General features: G+C 68.6%; 16 protein-coding genes. 13 read left to right on the forward strand and 3 right to left on the reverse strand.

Annotated elements, in window-relative coordinates:
• Window positions 1–28 precede the first annotated feature (28 nt).
• The 5 genes from EV653_RS08890 to EV653_RS08910 are packed head-to-tail and all read left to right on the forward strand — an operon-like array spanning window position 29 to window position 3,983.
• Entirely contained in the window at window positions 29–922 is an 894-nt protein-coding gene (locus EV653_RS08890; RefSeq protein ID WP_134099979.1) for an SDR family oxidoreductase, read from the forward strand.
• Window positions 919–2,055 carry a saccharopine dehydrogenase family protein gene (locus EV653_RS08895; protein ID WP_134099982.1) on the forward strand — a complete coding sequence of 379 codons (1,137 nt, stop codon included), beginning with the start codon at window positions 919–921 and terminating at the stop codon, window positions 2,053–2,055. Before EV653_RS08890 ends, EV653_RS08895 begins: the two co-directional genes overlap by 4 nt.
• Entirely contained in the window at window positions 2,027–2,875 is an 849-nt protein-coding gene (locus EV653_RS08900) for an alpha/beta fold hydrolase (protein WP_134099985.1), read from the forward strand. The genes EV653_RS08895 and EV653_RS08900 overlap by 29 nt, the downstream gene beginning before the upstream one ends.
• Window positions 2,872–3,264, forward strand: a complete 393-nt coding sequence (locus tag EV653_RS08905) for a YccF domain-containing protein (protein ID WP_134099988.1) — start codon at window positions 2,872–2,874, stop codon at window positions 3,262–3,264. The genes EV653_RS08900 and EV653_RS08905 overlap by 4 nt, the downstream gene beginning before the upstream one ends.
• Complete coding sequence (locus EV653_RS08910; protein WP_134099991.1) at window positions 3,261–3,983, forward strand: MBL fold metallo-hydrolase; 723 nt, start codon at window positions 3,261–3,263, stop codon at window positions 3,981–3,983. The genes EV653_RS08905 and EV653_RS08910 overlap by 4 nt, the downstream gene beginning before the upstream one ends.
• Here the strand turns inward: EV653_RS08910 and EV653_RS08915 are convergent.
• A complete protein-coding gene (locus EV653_RS08915) occupies window positions 3,973–4,488 on the reverse strand; it encodes a hemerythrin domain-containing protein (RefSeq protein WP_134099994.1) in 516 nt (171 codons plus the stop codon). The two genes, EV653_RS08910 and EV653_RS08915, sit on opposite strands and share 11 nt — an antisense overlap.
• A 51-nt stretch (window positions 4,489–4,539) precedes the next feature.
• Between EV653_RS08915 and ddaH the strand changes: the two genes are divergently transcribed.
• The gene (gene ddaH / locus EV653_RS08920; RefSeq protein WP_134099997.1) at window positions 4,540–5,301 is read left to right on the forward strand and encodes a dimethylargininase; all 762 of its coding nucleotides are present in this window, start codon (window positions 4,540–4,542) and stop codon (window positions 5,299–5,301) included.
• Here the strand turns inward: ddaH and EV653_RS08925 are convergent.
• A complete protein-coding gene (locus EV653_RS08925) occupies window positions 5,270–6,205 on the reverse strand; it encodes a tetratricopeptide repeat protein (protein WP_134100000.1) in 936 nt (311 codons plus the stop codon). The genes ddaH and EV653_RS08925 overlap by 32 nt on opposite strands.
• Window positions 6,198–7,553, reverse strand: a complete 1,356-nt coding sequence (locus EV653_RS08930; RefSeq protein WP_134100004.1) for a DNA polymerase IV — start codon at window positions 7,551–7,553, stop codon at window positions 6,198–6,200. Before EV653_RS08930 ends, EV653_RS08925 begins: the two co-directional genes overlap by 8 nt.
• A gap of 37 nt (window positions 7,554–7,590) precedes the next feature.
• Between EV653_RS08930 and EV653_RS08935 the strand changes: the two genes are divergently transcribed.
• From EV653_RS08935 to EV653_RS08960, 7 genes are all read left to right on the forward strand, one after another.
• On the forward strand, window positions 7,591–8,184 hold the full coding sequence (locus tag EV653_RS08935) for an MBL fold metallo-hydrolase (RefSeq protein WP_134100007.1): 594 nt from the start codon (window positions 7,591–7,593) through the stop codon (window positions 8,182–8,184).
• Window positions 8,185–8,210: 26 nt separating this feature from the next.
• Window positions 8,211–8,351: a hypothetical protein gene (locus EV653_RS41045; RefSeq protein WP_166679322.1), complete on the forward strand. Its 141-nt coding sequence runs from the start codon at window positions 8,211–8,213 to the stop codon at window positions 8,349–8,351.
• Between the two features lie 78 nt (window positions 8,352–8,429).
• Window positions 8,430–9,908, forward strand: coding sequence for a glutamate--cysteine ligase (locus EV653_RS08940; protein ID WP_134100010.1), 1,479 nt, complete (start codon window positions 8,430–8,432; stop codon window positions 9,906–9,908).
• Window positions 9,909–10,286: 378 nt separating this feature from the next.
• Entirely contained in the window at window positions 10,287–10,715 is a 429-nt protein-coding gene (locus EV653_RS08945) for a universal stress protein (protein ID WP_134100013.1), read from the forward strand.
• Between the two features lies 1 nt (window position 10,716).
• Window positions 10,717–11,337 (forward strand): HhH-GPD-type base excision DNA repair protein, encoded by a 621-nt coding sequence (locus EV653_RS08950; RefSeq protein ID WP_134100016.1) that lies wholly within the window; start codon window positions 10,717–10,719, stop codon window positions 11,335–11,337.
• Window positions 11,338–11,622: 285 nt separating this feature from the next.
• On the forward strand, window positions 11,623–12,942 hold the full coding sequence (locus EV653_RS08955) for an RNA polymerase sigma factor (RefSeq protein WP_134100019.1): 1,320 nt from the start codon (window positions 11,623–11,625) through the stop codon (window positions 12,940–12,942).
• On the forward strand, window positions 12,942–13,220 hold the full coding sequence (locus tag EV653_RS08960) for a DUF6412 domain-containing protein (RefSeq protein WP_166679324.1): 279 nt from the start codon (window positions 12,942–12,944) through the stop codon (window positions 13,218–13,220). The genes EV653_RS08955 and EV653_RS08960 overlap by 1 nt, the downstream gene beginning before the upstream one ends.
• Window positions 13,221–13,247: the final 27 nt, after the last annotated feature.

Below are 13,247 nucleotides of genomic sequence, written 5' to 3' on the forward strand. Positions count from 1 at the left end.
GTATCTGCTCAACAAGCTGGAGGTCCAGATGCGTCCGTTGGCCGGTCAAGTCGTCCTCATCACCGGAGCCTCCCGGGGGATCGGCGCCGCGGTGGCGCGGAGGTTGGCGAGCGAGGGCGCGAAGCTCGCGCTGGTCGGCCTGGAGCCGGACGAGCTGAAGAAGGTCGCGGAGGATTGCGGCCCGGAAGCCGGCTGGTGGGAGGCGGATGTCACCGACACCGACTCACTGCGGACGGCGGTCGAGGGTGTCGTCGAGCGCTACGGCCGCATCGACGTCGTGATGGCGAACGCCGGCATCGCGGCGCCGGGCTTCAGCCGGAGCATGGACCCCAAGGCGTGGGAGCGGGTGGTCGACGTCGATCTGTACGGCGTCTGGCGCACGGTCCACCTCACGCTGCCGTACCTGCTGGAGAGCAAGGGCTACCTGCTGCTGGTCTCGTCCCTCGCCGCGATCGTGCACATCCCCGGCCTCGCGTCGTACAACGTGTCGAAGGCCGGCGTCGAAGCGCTGGGGGACACGCTGCGGCCGGAGCTCAGGCATCTCGGCGTACGGGTCGGTGTCGCGCACATGACCTTCGTCGACACGGACATGGTCCGGGGAGCGGACGAGCATCCGGTGTTCGGCCGGATGCGGACCGGGCTGCCGCTGGCGAGCAAGACGTATCCGCTGGAGTTCGCCGTCGACAAGTTCGTCGACGGCATCAAGAAGCGGTCGCGGACCGTGCACGTGCCGGGCTGGATCGGTGCGCTGAAGGTCGTCCGGTGGGTGATCCCGCACGTGATCGAGCTGGGCTCGCGGTTCAGCGTCCCGAAGGCCGACGCGGCCGCGCTGGCCGACATTCAGGCGCGCGGGGCCGAGGCATCGTCCAGGGCGACCGGCGCCGGTGGGTTGGCCGACTCGGAGAAGGCTGCGCACAAATGAGCCGCGAGTACGACGTCGTGTTGCTCGGCGCGAGCGGATTCACCGGCGCGCTCACCGCGGAGTACCTGGAGAAGAACGCACCGGCGAGTCTCCGCTGGGCCGTTGCCGGACGCAACAAAGCCAAGCTGGAACGGTTCGGCAAGGACATCCTGCATGCCGACGTGACGGATCCCGAATCGATGCGTGCGCTCGCCGAGTCGACCAAGGTCGTCGCGACAACGGTCGGGCCCTACATCCAGTACGGCGAACCGCTCGTGGCGGCCTGCGCCGAGGCCGGAACCGACTACCTCGATCTGACCGGCGAGCCCGAGTTCACCGATCGCATGTACGTGCGCTACCACCAGCTCGCGACACAGACCGGCGCGCGGATCATTCACGCGTGCGGGTTCGACTCGATCCCGTACGACCTCGGCGTGCAGTACACCGTCGAGCAGTTGCCCGAAGGCGTGCCGATCCAGGTGGACGGCCTGCTCCGCGCCGGCGGCCGGCCGTCGGGCGGCACCTTCCACACGGCGATCACCGCGTTCTCGCGCCCGAAGCAGCACCTCGAGGCGCATCGCGCCCGCAAGCAGGCTGAGCCGCGACCGGAAGGGCGCAAGGCGCGTGCGGTGACGGGGCGGATCCACCGTCAGCAAGGGTTCTGGGCGGTGCCGTTGCCGACGATCGATCCGCAGATCGTCGGGTACTCCGCGCGGCTGCTCGATCGCTACGGTCCCGACTTCCGCTACTCGCACTACGCGGCGATGGACCGTCTGCCGATGGTTGCCGCAGGCATCGGTGGGGTCGGTTTGCTGGTCGCCGGCGCTCAGATCCCGCCGGTGCGGAAGGCGATGCTGAACCGGCTGCAGCCCGGTGACGGTCCGAGCCCGGAGCGACGGGCGCGGTCGTGGTTCAACGTCCGCTTCGTCGGCCGTGGTGGTGGCAAGCAGGTGATCACCGAGGTGGCCGGCCGCGACCCGGGGTACGACGAGACCGCGAAGATGCTCGGCGAGAGCGCCCTGTGCCTCGCACTCGACGACCTACCGGAGACCTCCGGCCAGACCACGACAGCCGCCGCCATGGGATCTGCTCTGCGCGAGCGACTGGTGAGAGCGGGGATGACCTTTGCCACCCTCGAAGTCGACCACTACTAGCCTGGACGGCACGCGGATAGCCGTCTACGACTACGGCAACCCCGATGCCCCGACCCTCGTCTGCATCCACGGCTATCCGGACAACGCGACGCTCTGGGAGCCAGTAGCCGAACGTCTCACGGCCGACTTCCACGTCATCGCGTACGACGTCCGCGGCGCCGGCGCGTCAGACCACCCGAGCCACACCTCGGCGTACGCCCTGGACCGTCTGGAGGAAGACTTCCGAGCAGTCCTCGACCACGCTGCCCCCACGCACCCCGTCCACGTCCTGGCCCACGACTGGGGCTCCATCCAGTCCTGGCACTTCGTCACGGCTCCGGAGCCCCGCGTCGCGTCGTTCGTCTCCATCTCAGGGCCGTCGCTGGATCACGCCGGATACTTCCTTCGTCAGCGAAACCGCACCGTCGTGAGGCAGCTGCTCCACTCCTGGTACATCTTCTATTTCCATCTCCCATGGCTGCCCGAGCTCGCTTGGCGTAAGGGCTGGGCGCACCGCGCCTTCAACCGCCTGGAAAAGCAGCCCACGAACGGCAACAGATCGATCGGCGACTACGTGAACGGCATGAAGCTGTACCGCGCCAACGTCGTCCCACGGCTCGCCCGCCCGGCACCACGCCGTACCGACGTACCCGTGCTCGCCGTCGCACCGGATGCCGACCCGTTCGTCACCACCGCGCTGCAGACCGATATCGCACGATGGGCCCCCAACCTGAGCGTCAGGGTGGTCAGGGGTGGGCACTGGATGCCCCGGAACGATCCCGGACTTGTGGCCGAGCTGGTACGGGAACACACCCGCGAGGTGGCAGGCTTGGAAGCATGAAGACGCTTCTCAACCTGATCTGGCTGGTGCTGGCCGGATTCTGGCTGGCTGTCGGGTACGCGGTCGCCGGCATCATCTGCTGCGTGCTGATCGTGACGATCCCGTTCGGCATCGCGTCGTTCCGGATCGCCGGGTACACGCTGTGGCCCTTCGGCCGGACCGTGGTCGACAAGCCGGGCGCCGGCGCGGGCGCGCTGCTCGGCAACATCATCTGGATCATCTTCGCCGGCTGGTGGCTGGCGCTCGGTCACCTCACCACCGGGATCGCGCTGTGCCTGACGATCATCGGCATCCCGCTCGGCGTCGCGAACTTCAAGCTGATCCCGGTCTCGCTGCTGCCGCTGGGCAAGGAGATCGTGCCGAGCAACCAGCCGTTCGCGACCCGGTGAGGTCGCTCACGGTCCTCGGCTCCTGTGGCGCGTGGCCAGAGCCCGGGCGGGCGTGTGCGGGGTTCCTGGTCGAGTACGACGGCTTCCGGGTCGTGCTCGATCTCGGGTACGCCGCCTTGCCCCGCCTGCTCGAGCACTGCCCCCAGGGTGAGGTCGATGCGGTGGTGGTGACACACCAGCATCCGGATCACTGCGTCGACGTGAGTGGGCTGGCGCGAGTGCGGTACTACGAAGCTCCGGATGCGCCGCCCGTTCCGCTGCACTGCACGCCCGGGACCCTGGACGTACTGCGGGCACTCGAACCCAACCCCGATCCGGCCGATGTCTTTGCGGTGCACGATCTTGCGTCGACAATGCGGATCGGGCCGTTCGACGTCGTGACCGTGGAACTGCCGCATTACCAGACGAATCTCGGTGTGCGGTTGAGCGCGCCGGGTCTGACGGTCGCGTACACCGGCGACAGCGGCCCGTCACCTGAACTGCGGCGATTGGCCGAGGGCGCCGACGTGTTCATCTCGGACGCGACGTACCAGGGCGCACCCGTCAGCGACTACCTGATGACAGCTGCCGAGGCGGCTCGAGCGGCGCGCGGAGCCCGGCGGCTCGTGCTGACGCACTTCTGGCCGGGCTCCGATCGGGCCGTCTCGGTGCGCGAGGCGGAGGCCGAGTTCGACGGCGAGGTCATCGCCGCCGACGAAGGGCTCGTCCTCAGTCTTTGACAGCCTCGACGATCTTGCGAACGTTCGCGATGTCGCCGCAGCCGGACTTGATCAGCCGGGCCCGTTCCTCGGCGAACGCGTCGCCGAGGTCGCGGCGTTCCTGTTCGGAGACGTCGGTGCGGGCCGGGTTGAGGACGTCGCGCTCTTCTTCGTCGAGGTGGTGGGAGAGGGCCTCGGACAGCTCGTGCAGCTTCTCGCTGAACTCCTCGCTGCCGGTGTCCTCGACCTCCATCAGCTCGAGCAGTGCCTCGTTGCCCTCGTCGTGCTCGTGCTCGGAGTGCTCGACCTCGTCGGCGTCGATCGCCTGCTTGCGCCGCAGCGTGGGGTAGACCTTCGACTCCTCGGCCTCGGCATGGGCGATCAGCACCGTGGCCAGGTCGGCGAGCACTGCCTCGCGGTCGCTCCGGACGTCGCGGAGTTCACGCAGCGCCTCCTCGAACCACCGGTGATCGGCGAGGATGATCTCGACCACATCGCCACCCGTCGCCGGAAGAATCTTCGGCATCCCGTTGTCTCCTCTCTCGGATGCCTCCTGGTACCCGGTTAACCTGCGGGCATGCCGACAGCCCTCATCCGTCGTCCCGGCCCACGCCTCGCCGAAGGCCTCGTCACCCACATCGAACGCAGGCCTGTCGACATCGCCCTCGCCGCATCGCAATGGCAGCAGTACGTCGACGCGCTGCATCGCACCGGCTGGTCCACGGTCGAGGTGCCGCCGATCGAGGAGTGCCCGGACAGCGTGTTCGTCGAGGACACGATGGTGGTGTACGGCGACCTCGCGGTGATCGCGCGCGCCGGTGCGAACGAGCGGCGCCCGGAGGCCGCGGCCGCCGAGGAGACCGTCGCGAAGCAGGGCTACCGGATCGCCCACATCACCGACCCCGGCACGCTCGACGGCGGCGACGTGCTGAAGGTCGGCTCGACGATGTACGTCGGACAGGGCGGACGGACCAACACAGCGGGCGTCGAGCAACTGCGTGCGGCGTTCGCACCGCTCGGCGCCGACGTACGTGCAGTGCCGGTGCGGAAGGTGTTGCATCTGAAGTCGGCGGTGACAGCGCTACCCGACGGGACGGTGATCGGGTACGAACCACTCGTCGACGACCCGTCGGCGTTCGACAGCTTCCGGTCTGTTCCCGAGGAGGCCGGCGCACACGTCGTACTGCTGGGGGAGGACCGCCTGCTGATGGCGGCGTCGGCGCCGAGGTCCGCGGAGTTGTTCGCAGACCTCGGATACACGCCGGTTGTCGTGGACATCAGCGAGTTCGAGAAGCTCGAAGGCTGCGTTACCTGCTTGTCGGTGCGGCTTCGCCAGTGAGCGCCCGGCGCGCCGCCGCGGCGAGTTGCACCTCACGCTTCTTCCCACGCCCGTCGGCGATCTCGCACGCCTCCACCAGCGCCGCGCGATAGACGTCCGTGTCGGGATGCCCCGGAGTCGCTTCACGAACGACCTGCGTCAGCGCTTCGAGCGCCTCCGAGATGTCGCCGCATGCGAGCAGCGCCCGCCCCAACGCGGCCCGATCGCGCACCAACTGCGGATCCGTGGCGAGGAGGCCGTCCTCGTCCGCAGCGACGATGTCCGCGAGCAACTGAGCTTCGGACCGCGGGCCGCCGATCATCAGCCGCGCACCGGTCGTGGCCTCGGTCGCCTCCCGGGTCAGCTCGTGATGCGGCCCGAACACCTCCGTCAACTGCGCCGTCACCAGCTCCAACCACGCGATCGCGCGCCCGTAGTTCGCCGTCGCCAGCAAGCCCTGGGCCACCCGCAGCCGAACCCGCAACGTGGCCGGATCATCGGCGGCCAGCACCTTCTCCCGCTCGGTCAGCGCCGACTGGTAGAACGGCAACGCCTGCCCTGGTTCGTGCTGCTCCCAGTACGCCTCGGCCCGCTGGTACGCCGGGTCCGCCTCGAGCTCGGGATACGTCGCGATCGCCGACACCGGCTCCCGCCGTACGACGGTTTGCACGGGCCGGGTGACCACCTTGCGACCGACGTACGTGCGCCCGCCGGTCGGGATGATGCGGAACGTGCCGACCTTCGAGACCGGCAATCCCAGGACCGTGTTGTAGAGCGTCCGCACCGACGATCCGCAGTTCTCGCACACGTCGCGATGGCCGTAGAACCGGCTGCCCATCGGGCCGGCCGTCCCGGCGGCCCAGGCCTCGGACGACGCCGTACACGGCGCACAGAACGGGTACACCCCCCGCCGTTCCTCATTCATTCGAGACATTCTGGTCGGTTCCGGGTTCTTCGTCTGCATCCACCCCGCTGATCCGCACTTTTGTCAGCGCCGGGTCGTCGATCGCGAACGTCCGGACCGGACCCGGCGGGGTGTCGGCGGTCTCGAAGCGGACCGTCACGCGGCCGCGGCCCGAACCCCAGACCCAGCCCCGGCCGTGATCGGGGTGGGCGACGTCCTGACCGGGATGGAAGCCGACCTGGTCGCGCGGCCGCGCGGGCAGCTCGACGACCTCGATCGGATTCTCGGCATGCTCGTCATCGGTGAACAGGTCGTCCTGGATCCAGTCGGCCAGTGACGACACGCCTACGCCGAGCAACCGGATGCCGCCGCCGACCTCACTCTCCTCGAGCAACCGGCGCGCGACCCGCGCGATCACCCGCGAGTCGTCGGTCGGTCCGGCCAGCGTCGACGAGCGGGTGTGGGTGGTGAAGTCATGCATCCGCGTCTTCACCGTGACGGTACGGCCGGAGAGCTGGGCCTTCCGGAGCCGCTCGGAGACGCGCAGGGACATCCGGTCGGCGATCGCGACCAGCAGCGAGCGGTCGATGATGTCGGTCTCGAAGGTGTCCTCGACGCTGACCGACTTGGTCTCGCGGTCGCTCACCACCGGCCGGTCGTCGGCCGCGACAGCGAGCCGGTGCAGGCTGGTGCCGTGCGCTGACCCGATCTGCCGGACCAGCTCGTCCTCGTCGAGCTGCTGCAGATCGGCGACGGTCCGCACGCCGGCCATGCTGAGCCGCTGCGCAGTCGCCGGACCTACACCCGGGATGACGGTCACCTGCATCGGCGCGAGGAAGTCCGCCTCCGTGCCGGCCGGAACGACCACCACGCCGTCCGGCTTGTCGAGGTCACTGGCGATCTTCGCGATCAGCTTCGAGGTCCCCGCTCCGACCGATGCGGTCAGGCCTCCGCTCACCTTCCGGATCGACTCCTTCAGGTCGCGTGCGATCGCCTCGACGTCGTCGACCGTCAGCCCGCGCAGCCCGCTCGCCGCGAGGTCGATGAACGCCTCGTCGAGCGACAGCGGCTCGACGAGCGGCGACAACGCGCGCATCTCGGCCATCACCGCCCGGCTGCTCTGCCGGTACACCTCGAACCGCGGACTCAGGTACGCCGCGTGCGGGCAGCGCGATCGCGCTTCGGCGGTCGACATCGCGGACCGGACGCCGTACTTGCGGGCCTCGTACGACGCGGTGGACACCACTCCGCGGACGCCGATACCGCCGACGACCACGGGTTTGCCCCGTAGCGACGGCTTGTCCCGCTGCTCGACGGCCGCGAAGAACGCGTCCAGATCGACATGCAGCACCGACGGATCCCCACGCACCTGTCCAGTGTCCCTGGTGTGACCGACAATTTCGGTTATGACGTTCCCCGAGCAGTGGGACGACGGCACCGATCCGTCCACTCCCACGCACCAGGTCCACTGGTACGACGACCGTACGGCGATCATCCGCCAGGCGCTCCACACCAACTTCGAAGGCCCGTTCCTGTACCTCCTGCTCGGCGACGAACGAGCCCTTCTCCTCGACACCGGCACCGGCCACGTGCCGCTCCGTCCGCTGGTCGAGAAGCTGGCGGGGCAGCGGCAGCTCGTCGTCGCGCACACCCACAGCCACGGCGACCACGTCGGGGGCGACGGCGAGTTCGACGAGGTTGTCGGCAAGACGGCCGACGACGTCGCGCAGTACTTCGGCTTCGCGGACTGGCCGGACGGCGTCGTGCAGTTCGACCTCGGCGGGCGGGTGCTCGACATCGTCGCGATCCCGGGGCATCACGCGTCGCACATCGCGACGTACGACCGGAACACGCGGCTGCTGTTCAGCGGCGACTCGCTCTATCCCGGCCGGCTCTACGTCTTCGACTGGCCGCGTTCCGGGCGAGCGTCGCGCGGCTGGCGGAGTTCGTTGCTGACGGCAATCCGGTCGACTGGATCCTGGGCGCGCACATCGAGCTGACGAACGAGCCGGGACAGGACTACGAGATGGGCGCGGCGAAGCACCCGGACGAGCACGAGCTGCAGTTGCCTCCCGACGTACTGACCGAGCTGGCGACGGTCGTCGCCGAGGCCGGGGAGGAGCCGGTGCGGATCGACCGCGATCACTTCATCGTCTACCCGGTCTGAAGTCACCACGCGATTGAGCCGCCCATGCGGGGGCACCTTCAGGCACACTGAGCGAAGGAGCCACCACGGGAGGCGCTGATGGGTGAGGAAGTCGACCGGGTGGAGTTCACCCGGGCGGACCGGACCGCGTTCCGGGGTCAGGTCCACCGCAATCTGGACGCGTTCGCGCGGATGCTGCGCGAAGCGCGGTTCGCGCCCGACCGCCCGATGACCGGGATCGAGATCGAGCTGAACCTGGTCGACGAGAACTGCGACCCGGCGTTCAAGAACACCGAGGTGCTGAGCGCGATCGAGGACGACGCGTTCCAGACCGAGCTGGGCCAGTTCAACATCGAGATCAACGTGCCGCCCGGGCAGATCGACGGACTCGGCCTGGACACGATGGAAGCGAGCATCCGGGACAGCCTGAACGCCGCCGAGGACAAGGCTGCCCGAACCGGCTCGTCGATGGTGGTCGTCGGCATCCTGCCGACCCTGCTGACCGAGCACATCCGCCGCGACGCCCTCAGCACGAACCCGCGGTACGCATTGCTCAACGATCAGATCTTCGCGGCCCGCGGCGAGGACGTGCAGATCTCGATCGACGGTGTCGAGCGCCTGCAGGTCACCGCCGACAGCATCGTCCCGGAGGCCGCGTGCACGTCGACGCAGTTCCACCTCCAGGTGACGCCGGAGGCCTTTCCGCGCTACTGGAACGCCGCGCAGGCAATCTCCGGCGTACAACTCGCCGTCGGCGCGAACTCGCCGTTCCTGTTCGGCAAGGAGCTGCTGCGCGAGACCCGGATCGCATTGTTCGAACAGGCCGCCGACACGCGCACGCACGAGCTGAAGACCCAAGGCGTCCGGCCGCGGGTCTGGTTCGGCGAACGATGGATCACGTCGATCTTCGACCTGTTCGAGGAGAACTCGCGCTACTACCCGGCCCTGCTGCCGGTGACGTCCGACGAGGATCCGATCGAGGTCCTCGACCGCGGCGACACGCCGGCCCTTTCGGAGTTGCGGCTGCACAACGGGACGATCTATCGCTGGAACCGCCCGGTGTACGACGTTGTCCGGGAGAAGCCCCACCTGCGCGTCGAGAATCGTGTCCTGCCGGCCGGCCCGACGGTCGTCGACACGATCGCCAACGGCGCGTTCTACTTCGGTCTCGTCCGCGCGCTGGCCGACGACGAACGGCCGATCTGGTCGCAGATGTCGTTCAGCGCGGCCGAGGAGAACTTCCACAACGCCGCCCGCACCGGGATCGACGCGGAGGTGTTCTGGCCGGGCGTCGGGACGGCGCGCGCGACCGAGCTCGTGCTCAGACGCCTTCTGCCGTTGGCGGTTCGCGGTCTGGACGCCTGGGGCGTCGACGTGGCGGTCCGGGATCGGCTGCTCGGCATCATCGAGCAGCGGTGCCTCACCGGCCGCAACGGAGCGTCCTGGCAGGCCGATGAGTTCCACCGCCTGTATACAAAGGGCTCGCACGGTCGCAAGGACGCGTTGCGCGGGATGCTCCGCCGGTACCGCGACCACATGCACGCGAACCTGCCGGTGCACGAATGGCCGGTCGACTGAACCGGTTCGTACCCGCGATCGGTGCCTGACCGGGTGGTGGGGTGGGGAAGGTATTACGCAGACAACGTAGGACAGGGATCGACGGAACCCGGGTCCTTCTGGCGGAACCCGTTCGCTCTTGCCCAGGGCAACGGCGTGGGCCGGTTCAGGGACGAGTTCGATAACGACCCGGACTACAGGGGTGGCGCGTTGGGTGACAGCCCTGCAAAGGTGTGGCAACCGGAAGGTTAGGCGGGCCCGCCGCGGGTAGTACTCGGGCACCGGCAGCCCTCCGTCACCGCCGCGACACAACAGGTGCAAATGCAGCGGATGCCGACCGCGGTCGGGAGCAGTATCGTTCGAGACGGGTCGACACACACCCGGAGGTGAGGCAGGGCGATGACGACCATCGTCGTGGGTTATGTGCCGAAGGCGGAAGGCCGTGCGGCTCTTCGGCGAGCAGCGGAGGAAGCGACGCTGCGCGACGCGAAGTTGGTAGTGGTGAACTCGCACCGGGGCGGACGCGGCTTCGACAGCGACGAGGCTGCGGCGAGTGATGCCGCTTTGACGGAAGTACGGGAGCAGCTCGACTCCACCGGCGTGCCCTACGAGGTGCGGCAGCTGGTGCGTGGACTGGACCCGGCGGAGGACCTGGTGGCCGTCGCCGAGCAGGTGCACGCGGAGTTCATCGTGATCGGGCTGCGGCGCCGCTCACCGGTCGGCAAGCTCATCCTCGGCAGCAACGCACAGCGGGTGCTGCTCGATGCTCCGTGTCCGGTGCTCGCCGTCAAGGCCGAGCCTGAGTTGTCTGATGGGGAGGAGGACTGAGGTGACTTCGACACGCAGCAGGAAATTGTGCCTCGCACAGCAGCCCGACGCCGACGAGATGTTGAGCAGAGATCCGTTCGCCTTACTGGTCGGCATGTTGCTGGACCAGCAGATCCCGATGGAGCGCGCGTTCGCGGGCCCGGTCGCGATCTCGAAGCGGATGATAGGACCGTTCGATCCCGCCACGGTCGCGCATTACGACCCCGACGCGTTCGTCGAGGTGGTGGCCGGTCCGCCGGCAGTGCACCGGTTCCCGACCGCGATGGCGGCGCGGATCCAGACCCTGGCCAAACACCTGGACGAGCAGTACGGCGGTAACGCTTCGGCCCTCTGGTCCGATGTCAAGTCGGGGGACGATCTGCTGGCCAGGCTGTCGGCCCTTCCGGGCTTCGGCGCGCAGAAGGCGAAGATCTTCGTCGCGTTGCTCGGGAAGCAACTCAAGGTCCGCCCGCGCGGGTGGCGCGAGGCGTCCGAGCCGTACGGCGAGGACGGCGCGTTCAAGTCCGTCGCGGATGTGATCGACGTGGCATCGCTGGTGCGGGTGCGGCAGTTCAAGCAGGAGCAGCAGGTGGTGCGGCAGCGGGTGGTCGCACGTCCGCTGCGGCAGACACGCAACGGGTGAACACAGACGTATAACGGTTCTGTAGAAGGGCGACCGACGACGTACCCTTCGAGTACCGAGCAGATCAGGCCCTTGCCGGCGCGGGATTGCCCGCCCGGCAGGGGCCTGAGCGCACCGTTCCGGGGGGTCGTGCGACGCGTGGCCTTGGTTCGCGGATTACAATGGACTGTTGCCGCCGCCTGACCAGCGAGCAGCCACACATAGCAGTGCTCACAGACTCAGCAACACAACGAGCTTCAACAGTCGTACCGCCGTACAAACCCTGCGTCAGACGAGAGGTAATTCGTGTCGTCCAGCTCGTCCGAGAATCTTCCCGCCGAGCCGGCCCGGGCCGTGGCCGCCACCGCCCGCAGCACGGCTCCGAGGACCAGCGCCCGAGTGACCGATCCCGCTGCCAAGAAGGCGGCCGCGAAGAAGGCGGCGGTGAAGACCGCCAGTACCAAGGAGGACGGTATCCCCGCGAAGAAGGCCGCTGCTGCCAAGAAGGCTCCGGCGAAGAAGGCAGTGTCCGAGGCGGGTCTGGCGATCGACCCGAAGACCGGCAAGCCGCGCGCGCTCGACGAGGTGGACGAGTCCGACTTCCAGCCGGACGCGGTCAAGGGGCTGGAGAAGGAGCTCACCGAGGACCAGGGCTTCATCGTCTCCGAGGCCGACGAGACCGACGAGCCCGAGCAGCAGGTGATGGTCGCCGGTGCCACCGCCGACCCGGTCAAGGACTACCTGAAGCAGATCGGCAAGGTCCCGCTGCTGAACGCCGAGCAGGAGGTCGAGCTCGCGAAGCGGATCGAGGCCGGCCTGTTCGCCGAGGAGCAGACCGCCGACGAGGCCGCCAAGCTCAAGGACAAGGTCCGCGACGAGTACGAGTGGATCTCCGAGGACGGCCGTCGCGCCAAGAACCACCTGCTCGAGGCCAACCTGCGCCTGGTGGTGTCGTTGGCCAAGCGCTACACCGGCCGCGGCATGCTGTTCCTGGACCTGATCCAGGAGGGCAACCTCGGTCTGATCCGCGCGGTGGAGAAGTTCGACTACACCAAGGGCTACAAGTTCTCGACGTATGCCACCTGGTGGATCCGGCAGGCGATCACCCGCGCGATGGCCGACCAGGCCCGGACGATCCGGATCCCGGTGCACATGGTCGAGGTCATCAACAAGCTGGCCCGGGTCCAGCGCCAGATGCTGCAGGACCTCGGCCGGGAGCCCACTCCGGAGGAGCTCGCCAAGGAGCTCGACATGACCCCGGAGAAGGTCATCGAGGTGCAGAAGTACGGCCGCGAGCCGATCTCACTGCACACCCCGCTCGGTGAGGACGGCGACTCCGAGTTCGGCGACCTGATCGAGGACTCCGAGGCGATCGTGCCGGCCGAGGCGGTCTCGTTCACGCTGCTCCAGGAGCAGCTGCACGCCGTCCTCGACACGCTGTCCGAGCGCGAGGCCGGTGTGGTCTCGATGCGGTTCGGCCTCACCGACGGCCAGCCGAAGACGCTCGACGAGATCGGCAAGGTGTACGGCGTGACCCGCGAGCGGATCCGCCAGATCGAGTCCAAGACCATGTCGAAGCTGCGGCACCCGTCGCGTTCGCAGGTCCTCCGGGACTACCTGGACTGATGACGATGGGGCAGGTGCTCGCCGGCGTGTGGACGCTGGCGATGCCTGCCCTCGGCCCGGACTCGGGCCTGCTGGCCGTCGCCGTGTTCACGGCGGCGGCCGTGCTGTTTCTCGCCGTCCAGGTCGCCGTCGCCCGCACCGCTGCCCAGCGGCCGCTCGCATCGCCGCTCCCGGCGCGGGTCAGCGCCGAGCGGGCCAACGCCCGCCGCACCGCCTACCTCCCGCTCCGGGATCCCGACCTGGCCGGGCGGCCCCGACCACGAGCACCGGGACAGTAGCGCTCTTCCTCGCTACCTGTTCCTTCT

The organism is Kribbella pratensis, from assembly GCF_004365355.1.
Taxonomy (GTDB): Bacteria; Actinomycetota; Actinomycetes; order Propionibacteriales; family Kribbellaceae; genus Kribbella.